20 protein-coding genes are annotated in these 19,141 nt (G+C 58.8%); 12 read left to right on the top strand and 8 right to left on the bottom strand.

Annotation, left to right across the window (positions count from 1 at the left end):
• Positions 1-14: 14 nt before the first annotated feature.
• Together ACR0K4_RS07750 and ACR0K4_RS07745 are read right to left on the bottom strand one after the other, a co-directional pair.
• Entirely contained in the window at positions 15-494 is a 480-nt protein-coding gene (locus ACR0K4_RS07750; protein ID WP_480853494.1) for a fasciclin domain-containing protein, read from the bottom strand.
• Between the two features lie 168 nt (positions 495-662).
• Positions 663-1,202 carry an adenine phosphoribosyltransferase gene (locus tag ACR0K4_RS07745; protein ID WP_480517757.1) on the bottom strand — a complete coding sequence of 180 codons (540 nt, stop codon included), beginning with the start codon at positions 1,200-1,202 and terminating at the stop codon, positions 663-665.
• A gap of 321 nt (positions 1,203-1,523) precedes the next feature.
• Between ACR0K4_RS07745 and ACR0K4_RS07740 the strand changes: the two genes are divergently transcribed.
• Positions 1,524-1,697, top strand: a complete 174-nt coding sequence (locus ACR0K4_RS07740; protein ID WP_480853493.1) for a hypothetical protein — start codon at positions 1,524-1,526, stop codon at positions 1,695-1,697.
• A gap of 4 nt (positions 1,698-1,701) precedes the next feature.
• On the opposite strand, the gene ACR0K4_RS07735 is transcribed toward ACR0K4_RS07740, so the two are convergent.
• The gene (locus ACR0K4_RS07735) at positions 1,702-2,331 is read right to left on the bottom strand and encodes a LysE family translocator (protein ID WP_480853492.1); all 630 of its coding nucleotides are present in this window, start codon (positions 2,329-2,331) and stop codon (positions 1,702-1,704) included.
• Between the two features lie 52 nt (positions 2,332-2,383).
• Positions 2,384-3,400, bottom strand: a complete 1,017-nt coding sequence (locus ACR0K4_RS07730) for a DUF418 domain-containing protein (RefSeq protein ID WP_480853491.1) — start codon at positions 3,398-3,400, stop codon at positions 2,384-2,386.
• A 251-nt stretch (positions 3,401-3,651) separates the two neighbouring features.
• On the opposite strand from ACR0K4_RS07730, the gene ACR0K4_RS07725 reads away from it, so the two are divergent.
• Positions 3,652-4,512 carry an alpha/beta hydrolase gene (locus ACR0K4_RS07725; RefSeq protein ID WP_480853490.1) on the top strand — a complete coding sequence of 287 codons (861 nt, stop codon included), beginning with the start codon at positions 3,652-3,654 and terminating at the stop codon, positions 4,510-4,512.
• Positions 4,513-4,525: 13 nt separating this feature from the next.
• Here ACR0K4_RS07725 and ACR0K4_RS07720 read toward each other — a convergent pair whose 3' ends face one another.
• Both ACR0K4_RS07720 and ACR0K4_RS07715 read right to left on the bottom strand, forming a co-directional pair.
• Positions 4,526-5,398 carry an S-methyl-5'-thioadenosine phosphorylase gene (locus ACR0K4_RS07720; protein ID WP_480517767.1) on the bottom strand — a complete coding sequence of 291 codons (873 nt, stop codon included), beginning with the start codon at positions 5,396-5,398 and terminating at the stop codon, positions 4,526-4,528.
• A gap of 78 nt (positions 5,399-5,476) precedes the next feature.
• Positions 5,477-6,031, bottom strand: coding sequence for a hypothetical protein (locus ACR0K4_RS07715; RefSeq protein ID WP_480853489.1), 555 nt, complete (start codon positions 6,029-6,031; stop codon positions 5,477-5,479).
• A gap of 167 nt (positions 6,032-6,198) precedes the next feature.
• Between ACR0K4_RS07715 and ACR0K4_RS07710 the strand changes: the two genes are divergently transcribed.
• Entirely contained in the window at positions 6,199-7,833 is a 1,635-nt protein-coding gene (locus ACR0K4_RS07710) for a SulP family inorganic anion transporter (protein ID WP_480853488.1), read from the top strand.
• A 130-nt stretch (positions 7,834-7,963) separates the two neighbouring features.
• Here the strand turns inward: ACR0K4_RS07710 and ACR0K4_RS07705 are convergent, their stop codons facing one another.
• Positions 7,964-8,569, bottom strand: a complete 606-nt coding sequence (locus ACR0K4_RS07705; RefSeq protein WP_480853487.1) for a flavin reductase family protein — start codon at positions 8,567-8,569, stop codon at positions 7,964-7,966.
• A 72-nt stretch (positions 8,570-8,641) separates the two neighbouring features.
• On the opposite strand from ACR0K4_RS07705, the gene ACR0K4_RS07700 reads away from it, so the two are divergent.
• From ACR0K4_RS07700 to ACR0K4_RS07680, 5 genes are all read left to right on the top strand, one after another.
• Positions 8,642-9,136, top strand: a complete 495-nt coding sequence (locus ACR0K4_RS07700) for a GNAT family N-acetyltransferase (protein WP_480853486.1) — start codon at positions 8,642-8,644, stop codon at positions 9,134-9,136.
• A 53-nt stretch (positions 9,137-9,189) separates the two neighbouring features.
• Complete coding sequence (locus tag ACR0K4_RS07695; protein ID WP_480853485.1) at positions 9,190-9,939, top strand: EcsC family protein; 750 nt, start codon at positions 9,190-9,192, stop codon at positions 9,937-9,939.
• A 102-nt stretch (positions 9,940-10,041) separates the two neighbouring features.
• A complete protein-coding gene (locus ACR0K4_RS07690) occupies positions 10,042-10,524 on the top strand; it encodes an NUDIX hydrolase (RefSeq protein ID WP_480853483.1) in 483 nt (160 codons plus the stop codon).
• 71 nt (positions 10,525-10,595) lie between these two features.
• Positions 10,596-11,051, top strand: a complete 456-nt coding sequence (locus tag ACR0K4_RS07685) for a DUF1178 family protein (protein ID WP_480517779.1) — start codon at positions 10,596-10,598, stop codon at positions 11,049-11,051.
• Between the two features lie 3 nt (positions 11,052-11,054).
• On the top strand, positions 11,055-11,693 hold the full coding sequence (locus tag ACR0K4_RS07680) for an SDR family NAD(P)-dependent oxidoreductase (protein ID WP_480853482.1): 639 nt from the start codon (positions 11,055-11,057) through the stop codon (positions 11,691-11,693).
• Here the strand turns inward: ACR0K4_RS07680 and ACR0K4_RS07675 are convergent.
• A complete protein-coding gene (locus tag ACR0K4_RS07675; protein WP_480853481.1) occupies positions 11,687-12,043 on the bottom strand; it encodes a hypothetical protein in 357 nt (118 codons plus the stop codon). The two genes, ACR0K4_RS07680 and ACR0K4_RS07675, sit on opposite strands and share 7 nt — an antisense overlap.
• 165 nt (positions 12,044-12,208) lie before the next feature.
• Here ACR0K4_RS07675 and ACR0K4_RS07670 point away from each other — a divergent pair, with 165 nt between their 5' ends.
• From ACR0K4_RS07670 to edd, 4 genes are all read left to right on the top strand, one after another.
• A complete protein-coding gene (locus tag ACR0K4_RS07670) occupies positions 12,209-13,447 on the top strand; it encodes an aspartate kinase (RefSeq protein ID WP_480517782.1) in 1,239 nt (412 codons plus the stop codon).
• A 47-nt stretch (positions 13,448-13,494) separates the two neighbouring features.
• The gene (ptsP, locus tag ACR0K4_RS07665; protein WP_480517783.1) at positions 13,495-15,738 is read left to right on the top strand and encodes a phosphoenolpyruvate--protein phosphotransferase; all 2,244 of its coding nucleotides are present in this window, start codon (positions 13,495-13,497) and stop codon (positions 15,736-15,738) included.
• A 149-nt stretch (positions 15,739-15,887) separates the two neighbouring features.
• On the top strand, positions 15,888-17,333 hold the full coding sequence (zwf, locus tag ACR0K4_RS07660) for a glucose-6-phosphate dehydrogenase (protein WP_480853479.1): 1,446 nt from the start codon (positions 15,888-15,890) through the stop codon (positions 17,331-17,333).
• A gap of 2 nt (positions 17,334-17,335) precedes the next feature.
• Complete coding sequence (gene edd, locus ACR0K4_RS07655; RefSeq protein WP_480853478.1) at positions 17,336-19,141, top strand: phosphogluconate dehydratase; 1,806 nt, start codon at positions 17,336-17,338, stop codon at positions 19,139-19,141.

The raw sequence follows: 19,141 nt of genomic DNA, 5'->3' as shown, positions 1-19,141 counted from the left end.
CCACGCGCGGGATTTCAGGTTTCCGGCAGGATTACTTTGTCGATGACGTGGATTACGCCATTCGACGTTTCGATATCTGCCTGAACGACCGATGCATCATTGATCATGACGCCATTGTCCAGATCAACTGTAATGTCGCTGCCCTGCACGGTTGCGGCTGTCATGTCGTCGGACAAATCACCCGACATCACTTTGCCCGGCACAACGTGATAGGTCAGGATCGCAACCAGCTGATCCCTGTTCTCGGGCTTCAGCAGAGTTTCGACCGTGCCTTCGGGCAGCGCGGCGAAAGCTTCATCCGTAGGGGCGAAGACAGTGAACGGACCATCGCCTTTCAGCGTATCAACCAGTTCGGCCGCCTGAACAGCTGCGACGAGAGTTTCAAAGCTGCCTGCGCCGACAGCCGTATCAACGATATCCTTTTTGCCACCCGCGAATGCAGCAGAGGCGATCAAGGCGCCAGACACTCCGGCAAGTGCGATTTTGCGAAACATGATAAGGTTCCCTTGTTGGGATGCCCGAAGCGGCATCATTCAGGTTACGGGCCTTTCACGAAACAAGATCATCGAATATGTGGATGAAATAACGTTGACCGGGCAGCAAGCTGCGCTAAGCCAGTGCGTCAAAAGTTTTCCACTCACGTTTTTGTGATCAGATCCAAGTCACAAACCGTCGAATTCGCATAGCACATGGACATCCATACCCATGTCCTCAAGCACTTTTCGGCCGCCGAGCGCTGGCAAATCGATGATGAACGCGCAGGAAACGATCTCGCCCCCCAGACGTTCGACCAGCTTGATCCCGGCTGCGGCTGTACCGCCGGTGGCCAGCAGGTCATCGACCACAAGTATCTTCTCGCCCGGTTGAATGGCATCATCATGGACTTCGACGATGGCCTCGCCATATTCCAGCTTATAGTCCTGGCTGATCGTAGTGCCGGGCAGTTTGCCTTTCTTTCGGATCGGCACAAATCCGACGCTTAGCTGGTGAGCGATTGCACCGCCCAGAATAAAGCCGCGCGCCTCAAGTCCGACGACCTTGTCGATCTGTTCACCTGCATAAGGGTGCAGCATCTGGTCAATGGCCATGCGGAACCCGCGCGGGTCGGCAAACAGGGTTGTGACATCGCGAAACATGATCCCGTCATGCGGGAAATCAACGATGGTCCGAATGTAATCCTTGACCGTTTTGTTTCTGGACATAAACCACCCCTTTGGCATCAACACACGCCAAGGTGTTTGGCCCATACCGGTTAGGCTTGCAAGAAAAGACTGTCGTTGAATTACTTGCGGCGTTTGGAAACGGAATTTGGCAGGCTGTAATATCGATAAAGTGCAGCGGGTAACCAGGACAGGTGAGGTTTCCGCCAGTTTCTCTGGTCGCGCAAAAGAAATGCTTGAGCAGCATGAAGATTCATTGCCATAATCCTTGTTTTTTGTTAGGTGCTCGATAACTACAACCTATATGCAGTGTATATACATTGCATCGCGAAGTGAATCAAGATTTGCGCGGGAAAAAAGCACGTGGCAAAGAAAGACGGCAAAAGGTCCACCAAGAAAAACAGTCAGTTGGTCTTGCGTTTGGACAAGGATGAACGCGACGCATTTGTCGAACTGTGCAAAGAGCTGGACACGTCAGCCGCGCGGGAAATCCGACGCTTCATACGTGGTTTCATGAAAGAAAACGTCGAAGAGTGACGCCTCAGGCCGGGCGGCGCAGAACGGCCGTTGCCACGCCCATACCGATCAGTGCCAGCCCTCCGAACCGCGTCAATGCGGTGATGACGCTTGCGCGCTCGATCATCAGGCGCAGCCGGTCGGCCAACAGCGCATAGGCCAGTGCGTTAAGCCAGGCGAGGCCGACAAATGTCGCGATCAAGATAGTGAATTGCGGGCCCAAAGGGTCAGTCGGGCGCAGGAACTGCGGCACGAAAGCGATGAAAAACGCGATGGATTTAGGGTTCAGCGCCGTGACTGCAGCGGCGTGCCCAAAGACGCCACGCGCGGTCACGTCACGACCGGTATCCACCGCTCTCAGGCCGCCTGACGGGGCGCTGCGCAACAGTTTGATGCCCAACCAGACCAGATAAGCCGCGCCGATCCATTTCAGGATTGAAAACAGCGTGGCAGATGCCAATACCAATGCGCCAAGCCCCAGCAGCGACGCGGTCATTGCGACAAGATCGCCCACAGCAACCCCGGTGGCCGACGCGACTGCCACGCTGCGTCCCTTTGACAAGGCGTAGCTGAGGACCAGCAACACCGTGGGTCCAGGGATCAAAAGCAATGCGGTAGAGGCGGCCACAAAGGTCAACCAAAGATCAAGCGACATACCAGGTCCTGTTCAAACGTTTCTGGCACCAAGCCCGCCAATGCGGTGCAGGTCAAGCCTTTCGTGGGTCGACGACCGGTCTCATGAGGGCCTCTAGCGGGCCGCTCACGAAATGGCGGCTCCAAAGCAGCGCAAAAGCTGAAGACAGGGCACAAAACGCCAACGCAAATCCGACAATCTGAGGGGTGTTGAGCGACCCGTTCAGCAACCCGGCTGCTTCGAGTCCGCCCATTCCGACCAGGATATGCGCCATATACAAGGTCAGACTTTGCCGTCCGGGCGCCACGAGCGCGGGGCCAAGGCCCAGCCCGGCGATACGCGGCCAGAGTTTCAGCAACCCTCCGATCACGACACAGGAAGACCCGGTGGCCGCCAGAACATAGAACGGCCCGGGCGGAATGGAGGCGGTGCCCAGATAGGCGGTCAGATCAGGATCGGACGCAAGAGTTTGTGGAAACACAGCCAATACAGATGCGCCAAACCCCCACATGATCAGCCGATGCTGAATGCAAATCGTATGTAGTTGAGTTCGCCCCAGCGCCATCCCGACCAGCAGAAACGCCGCCCAAGGTAGAACCGGGTGCCATCCGTTGAAAAGCGCGTTTCGCCAAAACCCGGACAGGGACCATAGATCGGGATAGGTCAGGGTCGTCCAGTCCCAGCCCCGATCATAGTTGAAACCCAGATTGGCCAGTACTGCCAGCAAGACGATTGCAACCGCACCCAGCCACAATCCTCGGGGCGACGCGGTCAGAAAGATCGCTCCGACAACGAAGTAGAGCGCGTAGAAATGCAGAATATCTGCATCGAAGATCGTCATATTTATCAGTCCGAGCACAAACAGGAATGCTGCCCTGCGCAGCAGCGTGCCCGCTGACATGCGCGAAAGGCCGACACCGACGCCCGCCAAGATGACAAACAGCGCGGCAGCCCGACCTTCCAGCGCGTCGATCAGCGCCGAGGCCCAATCATTGCCCGGCGCTACTTGTGCGGCGATGCGAAAGTTGACCAGGACCATGCCGCAGAAGGCCAAAAACCGCGCCGCATCCAAAGCTTCTAACCGCTGCATGTACGCCCTCTTTCGCTGTCACGTGGACGTCTTGTGACCTTGATTTGTGGCGCAAGTACGACCCGATCCTTTGGTCCAAATAAACAAATCGCGAGTCCGGAAGAAGATTTTCAAGACTGGTTCGCCTTTGGTCAGGCCTGTGTTGCAATGTGGCCAAGAGTTAAAGATTGGATGAAAGCCAGCGCCATTCTCTTGAAACCGGAACGTCGCTGCCCAGTATCAGACGGCATATGACCCTTTGGGAGAAGTTGATGGCACAGGATCTTGATCCCGACATGCCCGCCACGCGAACCTTAACGAGCAGGGCGCGCCTCGGGCGTGGGCTTGTCGCGCTGTGCGTCGTCGCGGCAGTCCTCTATTGTGCCATTTTGGGCTATATGTATCTGAACCAGCGCGCATTGCTGTTTAAACCCGAAGGTGCCTTGCCTGAACCAAGCGCGGTGGGGTTATCGGAAGTGGAGGTGATCGCTCTACCGATGGCGGATGGCACGGTTCTGACCGCATGGTCCGCGCCACCGGCGTCTGATACCGCGCCGACGGTTTTGTTCTTTCATGGTCAAGGTGGCAATCTGGGGGATCGCGCGGACAGATTGCGCGAAATTCTTGACAGCGGCTTCGGCCTGTTTGCGCCCAGCTATCGCGGCTATCCGGGCAGCGAAGGAACACCGTCCGAACCGGCACTGATTTCCGACGGTGTTCAGATGTACGATATGCTGAATGACAAGGGCGCGGAAATCGTTTTGCATGGCCAAAGCCTTGGCACGGCAATCGCGGCTGCCGTGGCCGAACAGCGCCCTGATGCGATGATGTTGGTGCTGGAAGCGCCTTTTACCGCAACGGTTGATGTCGCGGTCGAGCGGTATCCATGGCTGCCCGTGAACGCGCTGATGACGGATCAATTCGCCACGCGAGACCGGGTGAGTGACATTTCCGTTCCGATTCTGATCTTTCACGGCACGGATGACACAGTGGTGCCGGTTCACCATGGCAAGGCGTTGGCCGCCCTCGCGGATGACACAGCGCAGTTGTTCATTGTGCCGGGTGGGACCCATAATGATCTGTGGTCCCACGGTCTGTGGGACAAGGTGCAACACAGCTTGTCCCAAAACTGAACTCAGGACCGGCTCAGAGCACCCGACCCGCGACCGCATCCAGTTTGGCCAGCAGTGCCGGGTCGCGTTTTTCCGGAGCAGTCAGGATAGCATATTCAAGCGCCCGGTCGCAGCCATGCTCGCAAGGTGCGCGATCTGCGCCCAACAGGGCGGGCAAACCCTTGACCAAGGCACGTCCTTTGTCAGCATTACCTGTCAGCGTAGCGATAATGGCGCTGACGTCGACCTCGCCGTGATCGGGGTGCCAGCTGTCATAGTCGGTGACCATCGCGATCGAGGCGTAACACAGCTCGGCCTCGCGGGCGAGCTTGGCTTCGGGCATGTTGGTCATGCCGATGACATCGCAGCCCCATTGCTCGCGATACATGATGGATTCCGCCAGCGACGAGAACTGTGGCCCCTCCATTGCCAGATAGGTTCCGCCCCGGTGGATATTAATGCCAGCCGCCTTGCCGGCAGTCTCGCAAGCATCAGAAAGCCGGGGGCACGTGGGGTGGGCAACGCTGACATGGGCAACACAGCCCGAGCTGAAGAAGCTTTTTTCACGTGCAAAAGTCCGGTCGATAAACTGATCGACGATCACGAAATCACCTGGCGCCATATGTTCGCGGAAGGACCCGCAGGCCGAGACCGAGATCACATCCGTCACACCCAGCCGCTTCAATGCGTCAATATTGGCGCGATAGGGCACGTCGGTCGGCGAATGGATATGGCCCCGTCCGTGACGCGGCAGGAACGCCATTTCTACCCCGTCCAGCGTTCCGGTAAGCACCTGATCTGAGGGCGCACCCCAGGGGGTTTCAACCGTGACCCATTCCGCGTTTTCCAGACCGTCGATATCGTAAATCCCCGATCCGCCGATGACAGCGATTTTGGTTTGGGTCACTGGTTTTCTCCGTTTGTTTTGTGCGTTCTGGAATTTGTGCGTCGTGCGGGCTTGTTTGACAAGGGGCAATGCCCGGGACTACCGGGGCAACAGGGCGCGGGTCTGCGCTTCGCTCTGAAAATCGCTCCAGGCTGCATCAAATCCCTGCAGCGGCCATGTCAGATCCTGTGATTGCCCATGGCGGTCGCGAAAGACAAAACGATAGTCGACGCCAGTCAACATCGCCTCGACAATCTGATCGGCGTCGGGGCCGCCGAACGTACAACTCAACCCGGTCAGGCACCCGGGTCGTCGCGTGCGCCAGATCACGCCATCCGCGCCATCAATGCGAAAGCCGGAGGGTCGAAACAACGTGCCGGGCTCGATGCCGAATTCGATTTCGATGCCTTTGGGCGAAGGTGTGATGAACAGATACTGCGCGCCGAATTTCGGGCGGTATGAAAACACCTCGGCCCGACGGATGTAACACCGTTGCTTCAGAGCGTCGAATTCTTCGCGCTCATCACAGATCGAATTCCAGACACCGAAAGATTCGTAGTGAGTCACAAGCCAGTTGCTTGCAGTGTCATTGCCTTCCAGATCCTGCGCAAACGCAGCTGTCGGAGCCAGCAAGAACAGGAAAATCCATCGCATGGACCAAACCTGCGGGAGTGTGACGCGGTCTTCAACTCACGAAGTTGAGAGGCTTATGATATGCATCAGGTGCATACCAGCCTCCCACCTATTGCGGTGGCTCTGAGGGCGGATCGCAGGTAGAAAGTCCCTTTCGCGCGAACCCATCAGACCGACAGGACTGTCCAATGCCCCGAGCCTTGCTGGCAAGCTTTGCCAACCGTATCGCCATTCCCGATCTGCGTTGGATGCCTGACGAAGGGTTCACCCTGTCGCGGGTACGCATCGAGTTGCTGTCGGGGCTGACGGTTGCATTGGCCTTGGTGCCCGAGGCCGTCGCGTTTGCGTTCGTGGCTGGCGTGCATCCTCTGGTTGGTCTTTATGCAGCGTTCATGGTGGGGCTGATCACCGCGCTGATTGGCGGCCGACCGGGCATGATTTCCGGTGCAACCGGGGCGTTGGCCGTGGTCATGGTGGCGCTGGTTGCCGAACATGGTGTCGAATACCTGTTTGCAACCGTTGTTCTGATGGGCATCTTGCAGGTAATCGCCGGAGCGATGCATTGGGGCCGCTTTATCCGTCTGGTGCCGCATCCGGTGATGCTGGGTTTTGTGAACGGGCTGGCGATTGTGATCTTTCTGGCGCAGATGGGCCAGTTCAAAGTTCCGGGCACAATGGAAAATACCGGCCACGGCATGGGCGGCGGAGAATGGCTTTCGGGTCTGCAACTCTATACAATGTTGGGGTTGGTGGCGCTGACGATGGCGGTGATCTGGGTCATGCCGCGCATCACGCGTATCATTCCGGCACCGCTCGCCGGGATTGTCGTGGTGGCCGCGCTGGTGATTGGCCTTGGATTGGATGTGCCGCGTGTGGGCGACCTTGCCTCGATTGAGGGCGGCCTGCCACCTTTGCATATCCCGATGGTGCCGCTGACCTGGGAAACATTTGAGATCATTCTGCCTTATGCCGTCATTCTGGCTGCGATTGGGCTTATTGAATCCTTGCTGACCCTGAACCTTGTGGGCGAGATCACCGGCAAACGCGGCGGGGCATCGCAGGAATGCATTGCGCAAGGCGTTGCCAATGTCGCCACCGGCTTTTTCGGCGGCATGGGTGGTTGCGCCATGATTGGACAATCGATGATCAACGTAAAATCAGGGGGACGCACCCGCATCGCGGGGATTGCCGCCGCCTTGTTCTTGCTGATCTTTATCCTTTTTGCCTCACCCTTGATCGAGCAAATCCCGCTGGCTGCCCTGGTTGGTGTGATGTTCATGGTGGTGATCGGAACCTTTGCCTGGAACTCGTTCAATATCCTGCGCAAAGTGCCCATGACTGATGCGTTTGTCATTGTGCTGGTGACGGTTGTCACGGTGATGGAGGACCTCGCGGTTGCCGTGGTTGTGGGGGTGATCGTCTCGGCGCTGGCATATGCGTGGAACAACGCCAAGCGCATCCACGCGATTACGCGCGAATCCGAGACGGAGAAAGGCGCGAAAGTGTACGAAATTCAGGGTCCGCTGTTTTTTGGATCGTCCGAGGGGTTTGTGGAGCTATTTGATGTTCCCAATGACCCGGAAACCGTCATCGTGGATTTCGCCGAAAGCCGTGTTGTTGACCAGTCGGCGTTGCAGGCCATCGAAAATATCGCTGCCAAATATGAGACTGCCGGCAAGCGTGTCATGCTGCGCCACCTGAGCCGTGATTGTCACAAGCTGCTTAACAAGGCGGGTCATCTGATGGTCGATAGCGATGACGACCCGGATTATGAAATCGCTGTGGACTATTCGGTCCGAACCGGCATTCTTGGGGGGCACTGAGTTTTTTTGCGAGGCTCTGCCTCGCGCTCCGGGATATTTTTAGCCAGATGAATGCAGGATCGCTTGTTTTGTTTGGAGGGCGTCATCCTTGAAATGTCGTCGTCAGGGCAGCGGCCTCAGTTGCGCTACGTCAGTCATCCGGACGATTGAGCGAGAATAATTCAGTGACAACCGAATAGTCCCTGTATCCAAGGCGCGCCAGAGGTTGGAAGGTTGTCACATCGAATTTGCCGTCTTTCAGGCAATCATCACGCAAGTGGACGCCTGTCACCTCTCCGAACACGACCCGGTTTGCCTCGCCGGGTAAGGTCACGATCTGAGTCAGTTTGCATTCCAGCGCTGCTGGTGCATCTGCAATGCGCGCGCAGGGCACGGTTTCGCATTCAACGGCCGTCAGACCTGCATGGGCGAATTCATCAACTTCTTTGGGCAAACCGGCCGAGCTGGCATTCATCGCATCCCGGTGCGCATGGGCCACGACATTGACGCAAAAAACGCCGGTGGCTGCGATATTGGCGATGCTGTCCTTGCCGCCATCCTGATCGTGCTTGGTTCCGGTTGTTGCGAACATGACCTGTGGAGGCGTGTAGGCGACGCCGTTGAAAAAGGAATATGGGGCCAGATTGTTGATCCCATCCGCATCACGGGATGAAATCCAGCCGATGGGACGCGGCGTGATGATGGCGTTGAAGGGGTTGTGAGGCAGGCCGTGGCCATCTTCGGGGCGATAGAACATGTGGTCTCCAAGCGTTTGCCCAAGGCGTACCGAAGTGCTAGGGCGAATTCCAGCAAGGAAAAGAGGGCAGGGGTGCAGCAGTTCGGGATCAAGCCGGAAACACCGGAGGACTGGTGGGAGGTTGAGGCGCTTTATGACCTGTGCTTTGCACCGGGGCGCGAGGCCTTGTCTTCGTACCGGTTGCGCGATGACGTGCCCCCTGTTGCGGATCTGTCTTTTGTCGTGCGCGACAGTGCAGGGATCGTGGCGGGTGCGATCCGGTTCTGGCCTGTGCATGTAGGCAATCATGACGCTCTGTTGCTGGGTCCGGTCGCGGTTCACCCGACGCATCAGGGCGAAGGATTGGGCGGATATCTGATCCACGAAGGGCTGAATGCAGGGTGTGAACTGGGCTGGCGTCGCGTGATGCTGGTCGGTGATGCGCCCTATTACAAGCGGTTCGGGTTCTTCAGGCTTCGGGGAGTCGAGATGCCGCCTCCGACCAACCCGGACCGTGTTTTGGGCGTAGAACTGGCCGTCGGCGGATGGCAAGGGGTGTCGGGCAATGTCACCCGCTGGACCCGCTGAGGAGTTGAAATGCGCGGGTTCCGTGCCGATCTTGGACTGGCAGGAGGGCACAAATGCAAGACGTTGTTCTAGTTGCTGACATTGACCCCGAGGCCGAGCTTGATCGACTGGCCCGGTTGTATCGCACAGCCGGTGGATCGGGTGTGATGCTGCTGAACCGATTGGGCGGCTCGGCCGAGTCACTTTTGGAACAATTGCCCAATTCGCTACGGATTGGACTGACCCAGGCAACAGAACAGGCGCTTTGGCTTGCGATGCACGCGGCGCAAGGTTCGCGGCGGGCGATTCCGGACCAAAGCGCTTGGGTGAACACCGCAGTCACCACTGCGATGGGGGCCGCCGGAGGGTTGGGCGGCGTTTCCTCGGCACTGGTTGAGCTTCCGGCAACAACGGCAATGCTGTTGCGCTCGATTCAAGGAGTTGCGGCGAGCGAAGGGTTCGACCCATCCGCCGAGAATGTCCGGTTCGACAGTATCCGGGTGTTGTCCGCTGCTGGCCCGTTGTCGGAGGACGATGGCGCGGATTTGGGTTTCTTTTCCACGCGCATGACATTGACCGGCCCGGCCATACAGCGCCTGATTGCCGCTGTCGCGCCCCGTTTGTCGGTGGTTTTGGGGCAGAAGCTGGCCGCGCAATCCGTCCCCGTTCTTGGGGCGCTGGCGGGTGGGGGCACCAACTTTATCTACACGCGCTATTACCAGCAGATCGCGCGGGTTCATTTCGGCCTGCGGCGTCTGGCCATTGATGCCGATATCCCCCATGCCGAGCTTGTGCAGCGCTTGTCGCACCGTATGGGCGTGTGATCTGGGGCTTTTTCGTCAAAAAGTTGACGCTTTGTCGAAATATTGTAGCATTCAAGCCATACACCGCAAGATAAGCGGGTAAGGCAACTGGATTGAACAGTGTTGGACAGGCGGAAAAGTAAGATCTCGGGAGAGATTGGTGCGCGGCGGGGCTATCGTACTGATGTTTTGCCAGTGCATGTGCAATCGGCGGCGCTGTGCTATCGGTTTCGGGTCGGTCAGCCGGAAATCCTGCTGATTACGACCCGTCGATCAGGGCGGTGGATTATTCCAAAAGGGTGGCTGATTACCGGGTTGAGCCCATCGCAAACGGCAGAACGGGAAGCCTGGGAAGAGGCTGGCGTTTCGGGTCGGTGTGGATCAGACAGTATCGGTCAGTTTACATATGTGAAAAACCGGGCGACCAAAGGACCAGCGCTGTGCAATGTCCGGATTTTTCCTCTGCACGTGCAGACGCTGGCGACGGATTTTCCCGAGGCGGGCGAGCGACAGCGTAGATGGGTGTCGCCGGAGGATGCCTCGAATTTGGTCATTTCACGAGAACTTGCTGCAGCGTTAAGCGATTTCGCGCGCTTCTTGCAATAAGTGACAAAGGTCAAGGCTTGATCTTATCTGGCCCGTCGGTATCTATTCGCCATCCGGCTTATGGGCGATTCATGATTCAATATGCTTTGAAATGCAGAGACGGCCACAGTTTTGACAGTTGGTTTCAATCGGCAGCGGCGTTTGACAAACTGGCCGCTGCGGGGATGGTGACCTGCGCGGTTTGCGGGTGTAGCAATGTCGAAAAGGCAGTGATGACGCCGCGTGTGCGCCCGGCCCGTCAGGCTAAAACGGGGCACGAGGTCAAAAAGGCTCCGCCAACTGAAATTGATGTCGCGACACCTGCGCCGGAAATCGAAAAGGTTCTGTCGGAACTGCGACGCAAAGTAGAACAGAACGCGGATTATGTGGGCGGCGATTTTGCCAGCGAAGCCCGCAAGATTCATCTGGGTGATGCGCCGGAACGCGCCATCTATGGTGAGGCCAAACCCGAAGATGCCAAAGCACTGGTCGAAGACGGTGTACCCGTTGCCCCTTTGCCGTTCGTGCCCAGCCGCAAGACCAACTGACCGATGCATGTGGTCGTGACGGGGGCCAACCGTGGCATCGGAAAAGCTTTGGCCGACAAATATCGCCTTCTGGGTCATGAGGTGACTGGAACGTCCAGAACTGCGGAATGTGAAATCGCATTGGACGTCACAGACCCAAAGATGCATGCCGATATGGCAAGTCAGCTGAGCGATATGCCGGTTGATTTGCTGATTTGTAATGCGGGTGTTTACCTGGACAAAGGGCAGGATCTGAGTGGCTATCCTGTGGACATGTGGGCCCAGAGCTTTGCCGCCAATGTCACCGGGGTTTTTCTGACGATCCAGCACCTGTTGCCGCAGTTGCGCGCCGCGCGGGGCAAAATTGCGATCATGTCGTCGCAAATGGCATCGCACACGCGCGCGCCGGGGGGCAGCTATATCTACCGCGCGTCCAAGGCGGCAGCGTTAAATCTTGGGCGCAATCTGGCTATGGACCTGAAGGCGGATGGGGTTGCGATTGGTATCTACCATCCGGGTTGGGTCCAGACCGACATGGGCGGTCAGGCGGCGGACATTACTGTCGAACAATCCGCAGACGGGTTGGTCGACCGGTTTGCTGCCCTGTCACTGGAAACGACGGGCTGTTTTGAAACATATGACGGGACGCCGCACGCTTACTGAGTGTTCAGCGCAACCTGCGGAATTTCATACACTTCACCGGGTTCGATGAAGATCACCATGATATCGCCCCGCGTCTCATAGCTGAGAGGGGATGTCGAACTGCTGGAATCCGGCACGCCATCTGTGAAATAGATGCGACGTACCTCGCCATTTCCCAAGGCTACGGCCAGGGTGGCAGTGCCGTCGTCACGGCGGCGAAGTTCGGCATTGCATGAACGCAGCGGATCGCCTGCGATGACGGCGCAGGGAACAGTGCCCAACGCATTCTGCCCATCGGTTGCAGACAGTGTAGCCTCTTGCGCCAGCGCGGGGCCGGACATCAGGGTCAGGGCAAAAGCAAGGCGAAACATGAATGTCCTCTTTTTGTAAGGTGTTGCCGTCAGGCTGACATTGCATGCGGGCAAAGTAAAGCCGCCCGGCGATCCGTTGAGACGACTTTGCGCACTTGCCCTTGCGCCCCCCCTCGCATAAGACGCACGGAACCAGAAATGCAAGGCGCGGAGACATTTGCCCCCATGCCCTTACTCGTGATGAAATTCGGTGGCACCTCGGTTGCCAATCTCGACCGTATCCGCCGCGCGGCCAAACGCGTGGGCGTTGAAGTGGCCAAGGGATATGACGTGATCGTCATTGTATCGGCCATGTCGGGCAAGACGAATGAACTGGTGGGTTGGGTCAACGAAACATCACCCTTGTTCGACGCGCGGGAATACGACGCCGTGGTGTCCTCGGGTGAGAATGTGACCGCTGGCCTGATGGCTCTGACTTTGCAGGAAATGGATGTACCTGCGCGCAGCTGGCAAGGCTGGCAGGTGCCGCTGCTGACCACCAGCGCCCACAGCCAGGCACGGATCGAAGACATTCCGACCGGGAACATCACCCAGAAATTCGACGAAGGCATGAAAGTTGCCGTGGTCGCCGGGTTCCAGGGGCTTAGCCCCGAAGGCCGGATTACCACACTGGGCAGGGGTGGGTCCGACACCACAGCCGTTGCTTTCGCTGCCGCCTTCGGGGCCGAGCGGTGCGACATCTACACGGATGTGGACGGTGTCTATACCACCGATCCGCGCATCTGCGACAAGGCGCGCAAGCTGGATCGTATTTCGTTCGAAGAAATGCTGGAACTGGCCTCGCTGGGGGCCAAGGTGTTGCAGACCCGCTCGGTCGAGCTGGCGATGCGCAACAAGGTGAAACTGCGCGTTCTTTCAAGCTTTGAAGAACAATCCGACGAGGCCGGGACACTGGTCTGCGACGAGGAGGATATCATGGAATCCAATGTTGTGGCCGGTGTGGCCTATTCCCGCGACGAAGCCAAGATGACCGTGGTTTCGGTGGCCGACCGCCCCGGTATCGCCTCGACCATCTTTACCGCGCTCAGCGATGAAGGGGTGAATGTCGACATGATCGTCCAGAATATCTCGGACGAGGGACGCACGGATATGACTTTCTCGTGCCCAACCGATCAGGTGGCCCGCGCGGAAAAGGCACTGCTGGCGATCAAGGATGCGGGCGAGTTGAACTATGCCGAACTGGTCGCGGACGAGGATGTCTGCAAGGTGTCGGTTGTCGGTATCGGCATGCGCTCGCAATCGGGCGTGGCGGCCAAAATGTTCAAAATCCTCTCGGATGAGGGGATCAATATCAAGGTCATCACAACCTCCGAGATCAAAATTTCCGTTCTGGTGGACAGGAAATACATGGAACTTGCGGTTCAGGCGCTGCATGATGCCTTTGAACTGGATAAGGCGGCCTGAGGATTTTCTGCCAAAGGATTTGCCTGACGCATTAATTTGGGTGGGCCATGGCCGACGGCACCGAAACTGAATCCCGTAAGCTGCTGGGGCGGCTGCGCGAAGAGATGGCGAGCGAGGCGGCCGGTCAGGAGCGTCTCGACCGGATCACCCACCTGATTGCAGACAGCATCGCCGCCGAGGTGTGCTCGATCTATCTGTTCCGCGACGAAGAAACGCTGGAACTCTGTGCGACGGAAGGATTGTCTCCCGAGGCGGTGCACAAGACGCGGATGCGGATCGGCGAGGGGCTGGTGGGCCGCGTCGCCAATTCGGGCAAGATCGTCAACACCGCTGACGCGCCCTCGGCCAAAGGATTCCGCTATATGCCCGAGACGGGTGAGGAGCGGTTTTCGTCGTTTCTGGGGGTTCCGATTCAGCGACTGGGCGAGCATCTGGGCGTTTTGGTTGTTCAGTCCCGTGAAGCCCGCGAATACTCGGCAGATGAGGTTTACGCGCTGGAAGTCGTCGCCATGGTTCTGGCTGAAATGGCGGAACTTGGCGCATTTGTCGGCGAGGGTGCGGCCCTGTCGCCGCGACACCAGCAGTCGGTACAGCTTACTGGTGGTCCTGCGCAGGAAGGGTCGGCCGAGGGCCATGTCTGGCTGCACGAGCCCCGCGTCGTGGTCACCAACCCGATCGCAGAGGATCCGCACCGCGAGCGTGAGCGTCTGACGGATGCGGTGGACGAGCTGCGCGTGGGCGTCGACAAGATGCTTGAGATTTCGAAAGACGGCGATACCGAGCAATTGCAGGTTCTGGAAGCCTACCGGATGTTTGCCAATTCCAAGGGCTGGATGCGCCGGATGGAAGAAGACATCGCCCGCGGCCTCAGCGCCGAGGCGGCCGTTGAAAAAGAGCAATCGCAGGCCCGCGCACGCATGGGGCAGGTGACCGACCCCTATCTGCGCGAACGGCTGGCCGATCTGGATGACCTGAGCAACCGGCTGCTGCGCATTCTGACCGGGCAGGGCAATACCAACGGGGCGGACCTGCCGCCCGATCCGATCCTGATCGCGCGCAATATCGGTCCGGGTGATCTTCTGGAATATGGCCGCTCACTGAAAGGGATCGTGCTGGAGGAAGGCTCGGTCGGCAGCCACGCCACGATCGTCGCGCGGGCTCTGGCCATTCCGCTGGTGGTGCATGTGGGACGCATCACGACCGAGGCGCTGAACGGCGATCATATTCTGGTCGACGGGGATCAGGGTCTGGTGCATCTGCGCCCCGAAGATCAGGTGGTCAATGCGTTCCGCGACAAGATTGCGATGCAGGCCAAGGCGCAGGAGCGTTATGCCTCGATCCGGGATACACCGACGGTGACGCGCGACGGCGAGCGGATCAATCTGGTCATGAATGCCGGTCTGATGGCCGATCTGCCTTCGCTTGGCAATTCCGGGGCCGAAGGGGTGGGGCTGTTCCGCACTGAACTCCAGTTCCTGATCCGAAACAAGATGCCCAAACGGTCAGAGCTTGTAACGCAATATCAGCGCGTTCTGGATGCGGCCGGGGAAAAGCGCGTGGTCTTCCGAACGCTGGATATCGGGTCGGACAAGGTTTTGCCCTACATGAAACATGTGGCGGAACCGAACCCTGCGCTGGGCTGGCGCGCTATCCGGGTCGGGTTGGACAAGCGCGGCGTGATGCGGATGCAGCTGCAGGCCTTGATGCGCGCTGCAAACGGGCGGCCGTTGACGCTGATGTTTCCTTTCGTGGCACAGGCGGATGAGTTCCGCGAGGCCCGCTGGGAAGTCAACAAAACCATCGAACGCGAGAAACGCCTGGGCCATGTCTTGCCCGAGAAGATCGAAGTCGGCGCGATGCTGGAAACGCCTTCGCTGGCTTTTGCGCCGCAAAAGTTCTTTGACGAAGTGGACTTCGTCTCAATCGGCGGCAACGATCTGAAACAGTTCTTCTTTGCTGCCGATCGCGAGAACGAGCTGGTGCGCCGCCGTTATGACACGCTGAATGTCAGCTTTCTGAGCTTCATTGAACGCATCGTCGAGCGGTGCAATATCTCGAACACTCCGCTGAGTTTTTGTGGTGAAGATGCCGGTCGCCCCGTCGAAGCGCTGTGTCTGGCCGCCATGGGTATTCGCTCGCTGTCAATGCGTCCGGCCTCGATCGGGCCGGTCAAAAGCGTGCTGCTGCGCACCGATTTGCAATCGCTGCGGAAAGTGATCGCCGATGCGCGTCATCGAGGCGAACAATCTGTGCGGCCTTCCGTGATGGACTGGCTGCGCAATCAAAGCTGAGAGTGCCCGGTCTGAAATATTATTCAAATCCGCTGTTGATTTATGCATCGGATTTTCATATCCACACCATGAATGTTAGCGATAACATAAATCTGCATCGCTGGACCCCGCGCCCGAGCAGTGTAAGTGTGATCTGAAGGAGACCGCTGATGGTTTCACGCGTCATTCCCGTAAACCCCTTTGATCTGGTGCTGTTCGGAGCCACCGGAGATTTGGCGCAACGCAAGATATTGCCCGGCCTCTACCACCGGTTCGAGGTTGGCCAGATGCCCGAAGGGGCCCGGATCATCGGCACAGCGCGGTCCGAGATGGACAGCAACGGATTTCGTGACCAGCTTCGCAAATCGATGAAGGAATTCGCACCAGAATTCAAAAGCGACGTGTTGGATGAGTTTCTGAAACTGGTCGATTATGTTCCGGTTGATGTGAAGGGCGAAGGGGGCTGGGACACTCTGGCCAAGGCCCTGCGCCCTGATGTGGTGCGCGCGTTCTACCTTTCTGTCGGGCCCGGCCTGTTTGCGGGGATTGCGCAGCGCCTGAACGATCACGGGCTGGCGACGCCGGACAGCCGCATTGTGGTGGAAAAACCCTTTGGACATGATCTCGCTTCGGCCAAGGCGCTGAACGAAGGTCTGCGCGCCTGTTTCGAAGAACATCAGATTTATCGGATCGACCACTATCTGGGCAAGGAAACCGTGCAGAACCTGATGGCTTTGCGGTTTGCCAATTCCCTGTTTGAACCTCTTTGGAATGCCACTCATGTCGATCATGTGCAGATCACTGTGTCCGAGACGGTCGGGGTCGAGGGTCGCGGGGCCTATTACGATCAATCCGGCGCGATGCGGGATATGATCCAGAACCATCTGGTGCAACTGCTGTGTCTGACGGCGATGGAGCCACCTTCGAAATTCGCGCCCAACGCGGTGCGTGACGAAAAGGTCAAGGTGATCGAAGCACTGGAGCCAGTGGAGCCAAGGGACATCGCCCGAGGTCAATACCGCACTGACAAGGGCGGCGACGGCTATCTGGATCACGTTGGCGACCCGGCCAGCCGGACCGAAAGCTACATTGCGCTGAAGGCCCATATCGGCAACTGGCGCTGGGCGGGCGTACCGTTTTACTTGCGAACTGGCAAGCGCCTGCGGGCGCGCGAATCCGAAATCGCGGTCTTCTTCCGCGACCCGCCGCACACGATTTTCCCGAACGTTGGCCCTTTGCACGGCAACGTACTTGTAATCCGTCTGCAACCGGACGAAGGCATCACCCTGCGCACCACGATCAAGGAACCGGGACAGGGCGGTTTCCGCCTGTCCGACGTCGCGCTTGATATGAGCTTCGCCGATGCGCTGGGCGACGGCCAGCAATCCCCCGACGCCTATGAACGCCTGATCATGGACGTGATCCGTGGCGATCAGACCCTGTTCATGCGCGGGGATGAGGCCGAGGCCGCCTGGGCCTGGGTCGATCCCATCATTCAGGGCTGGGAAGAACGCGGCGACAAGCCCGCGAAATACGACCAGGGCAGTTCCGGCCCGGAAGAGGCATTGATGCTGATGCATCGCGATGGCCGCCGTTGGCGGCAGATCGGAGGTTAATCATGGTCAATACAGTAATTTCTGACGTCACCAAACGCATCATCGACCGCAGCGCCGATCTGCGCGGTCCGCATCTGGACCGGATGGAACAGGCCAAATCCAAAGGCCCCGCCCGCGCGCATCTGTCCTGCAGCGGTCAGGCCCATGCCTATGCCGGGGCAGGCGAAGATCAGCAGTCGATGGCCACCGGCACGGCAGGCAATCTGGGGATTGTCACCGCCTATAACGACATGCTCTCGGCCCACCAGCCGTTCGAACGCTACCCCGCCCTGATCCGCGATGCGATCCGCGCCGCGGGCGGAACTGCGCAGGTCGCAGGCGGTGTGCCTGCCATGTGCGACGGCGTCACGCAGGGCGAGGCGGGGATGGAACTGTCCCTGTTTTCCCGCGACGTCATTGCGCTGGCGACCGGCGTGGCGCTCAGCCACAACACCTATGACGCTGCTGTATTCCTCGGGGTCTGCGACAAGATCGTGCCCGGTCTGATCATCGGTGCGCAGGCCTTCGGCCATTTGCCCGCCGTGTTCCTGCCCGCCGGTCCGATGACCAGCGGCCTGCCAAATGACGAAAAAGCCAAGGTCCGCCAGCAATTCGCTGCCGGAGAAGTGGGCCGCGACGCCTTGATGAAGGCCGAAATGGCCGCCTATCACGGCCCGGGCACCTGCACCTTCTACGGCACCGCCAACACCAACCAGATGCTGATGGAGTTTATGGGCCTGCACCTGCCGGGCTCCAGCTTTGTCAACCCCAACACCCCCCTGCGCGACGCCCTGACCGAGGAAGGCGCCCGCCGAGCCCTATCGCTGAGCGCGCTGGGCAATCACTATACGCCGGTTTGCCAGATCCTTGATGAGCGTGCCTTTGTGAACGGCATCGTCGGCCTGATGGCCACGGGTGGCTCGACCAACCTGCTGATCCACCTGATCGCCATGGCGCGCGCGGGCGGTATCGTTCTGGATTGGGAGGATTTTTCCGATATCTCCGCTGTGGTCCCTCTGGTCGCGCGGGTTTATCCAAACGGTCTGGCCGACGTGAACCACTTCCACGCCGCAGGAGGTTTGGGCTTTGCCATCGGCACGCTTTTGAACGAAGGCCTGTTGCACCCAGACACTCTGACCGTCGCGGGGCAGGGCCTGCACAACTACACCAAGGAACCCAAGCTGAAAGACGGCGAACTGGTCTGGGAAGACGGCGCAGGCCACAGCCTGAACGAAAAGATTGTCCGCCCCGCCAATGATCCGTTCCAGCCCACCGGAGGCCTGTCGCGCCTGACCGGAAATCTGGGCACCGGCGTCATGAAAGTCTCAGCCGTTGCGCCCGAACACCAAGTGGTCGAAGCCCCGGTGCGCGTGTTCCACGATCAGGACGACGTGAAAGCGGCCTTCAAAGCCGGAGAGTTCACTGGCGACACCATAGTCGTCGTCCGCTTTCAGGGCCCCAAAGCAAACGGAATGCCCGAATTGCACTCGCTGACCCCGATCCTGTCGATCCTGCAGGGCCGGGGCCACAAGGTCGCATTGGTCACTGATGGCCGCATGTCTGGCGCGTCCGGCAAAGTGCCCGCAGCCATTCACGTTTGTCCCGAGGCACTGGATCAGGGCCCAATCGCCTATTTGCAAGACGGCGACCTCCTGCGCGTCGACGCCGTCAAAGGCCAGCTTGAAATCCTCACACCCGGCGTTCTCGACCGTGACCCTGCCACCGCCGACCTCTCGGCCAATCAGCACGGAGTCGGGCGCGACCTCTTCGGTGCATTCCGCCAAAATGTCGGTTCCGCCGACACAGGTGCCAGCATTTTCGGAGTTTAA

Source organism: Ruegeria sp. K11 (genome assembly GCF_056531905.1).
The sequence above is the reverse complement of the archived record's forward strand: the minus strand, read 5'-3'. Positions and strand labels throughout refer to the sequence as shown.

Bases quoted from the DNA above. Each gene is read 5' to 3' on its own strand.
- ACR0K4_RS07750 (WP_480853494.1), bottom strand. From the start codon at position 494: ATGTTTCGCAAAATCGCACTTGCCGGAGTGTCTGGCGCCTTGATCGCC.
- ACR0K4_RS07745 (WP_480517757.1), bottom strand. From the start codon at position 1,202: ATGTCCAGAAACAAAACGGTCAAGGATTACATTCGGACCATCGTTGAT.
- ACR0K4_RS07735 (WP_480853492.1), bottom strand. From the start codon at position 2,331: ATGTCGCTTGATCTTTGGTTGACCTTTGTGGCCGCCTCTACCGCATTG.
- ACR0K4_RS07730 (WP_480853491.1), bottom strand. From the start codon at position 3,400: ATGCAGCGGTTAGAAGCTTTGGATGCGGCGCGGTTTTTGGCCTTCTGC.
- ACR0K4_RS07725 (WP_480853490.1), top strand. From the start codon at position 3,652: ATGGCACAGGATCTTGATCCCGACATGCCCGCCACGCGAACCTTAACG.
- ACR0K4_RS07715 (WP_480853489.1), bottom strand. From the start codon at position 6,031: ATGCGATGGATTTTCCTGTTCTTGCTGGCTCCGACAGCTGCGTTTGCG.
- ACR0K4_RS07710 (WP_480853488.1), top strand. From the start codon at position 6,199: ATGCCCCGAGCCTTGCTGGCAAGCTTTGCCAACCGTATCGCCATTCCC.
- ACR0K4_RS07705 (WP_480853487.1), bottom strand. From the start codon at position 8,569: ATGTTCTATCGCCCCGAAGATGGCCACGGCCTGCCTCACAACCCCTTC.
- ACR0K4_RS07695 (WP_480853485.1), top strand. From the start codon at position 9,190: ATGCAAGACGTTGTTCTAGTTGCTGACATTGACCCCGAGGCCGAGCTT.
- ACR0K4_RS07685 (WP_480517779.1), top strand. From the start codon at position 10,596: ATGATTCAATATGCTTTGAAATGCAGAGACGGCCACAGTTTTGACAGT.
- ACR0K4_RS07680 (WP_480853482.1), top strand. From the start codon at position 11,055: ATGCATGTGGTCGTGACGGGGGCCAACCGTGGCATCGGAAAAGCTTTG.
- ACR0K4_RS07675 (WP_480853481.1), bottom strand. From the start codon at position 12,043: ATGTTTCGCCTTGCTTTTGCCCTGACCCTGATGTCCGGCCCCGCGCTG.
- ACR0K4_RS07670 (WP_480517782.1), top strand. From the start codon at position 12,209: ATGCCCTTACTCGTGATGAAATTCGGTGGCACCTCGGTTGCCAATCTC.
- ptsP (WP_480517783.1), top strand. From the start codon at position 13,495: ATGGCCGACGGCACCGAAACTGAATCCCGTAAGCTGCTGGGGCGGCTG.
- zwf (WP_480853479.1), top strand. From the start codon at position 15,888: ATGGTTTCACGCGTCATTCCCGTAAACCCCTTTGATCTGGTGCTGTTC.
- edd (WP_480853478.1), top strand. From the start codon at position 17,336: ATGGTCAATACAGTAATTTCTGACGTCACCAAACGCATCATCGACCGC.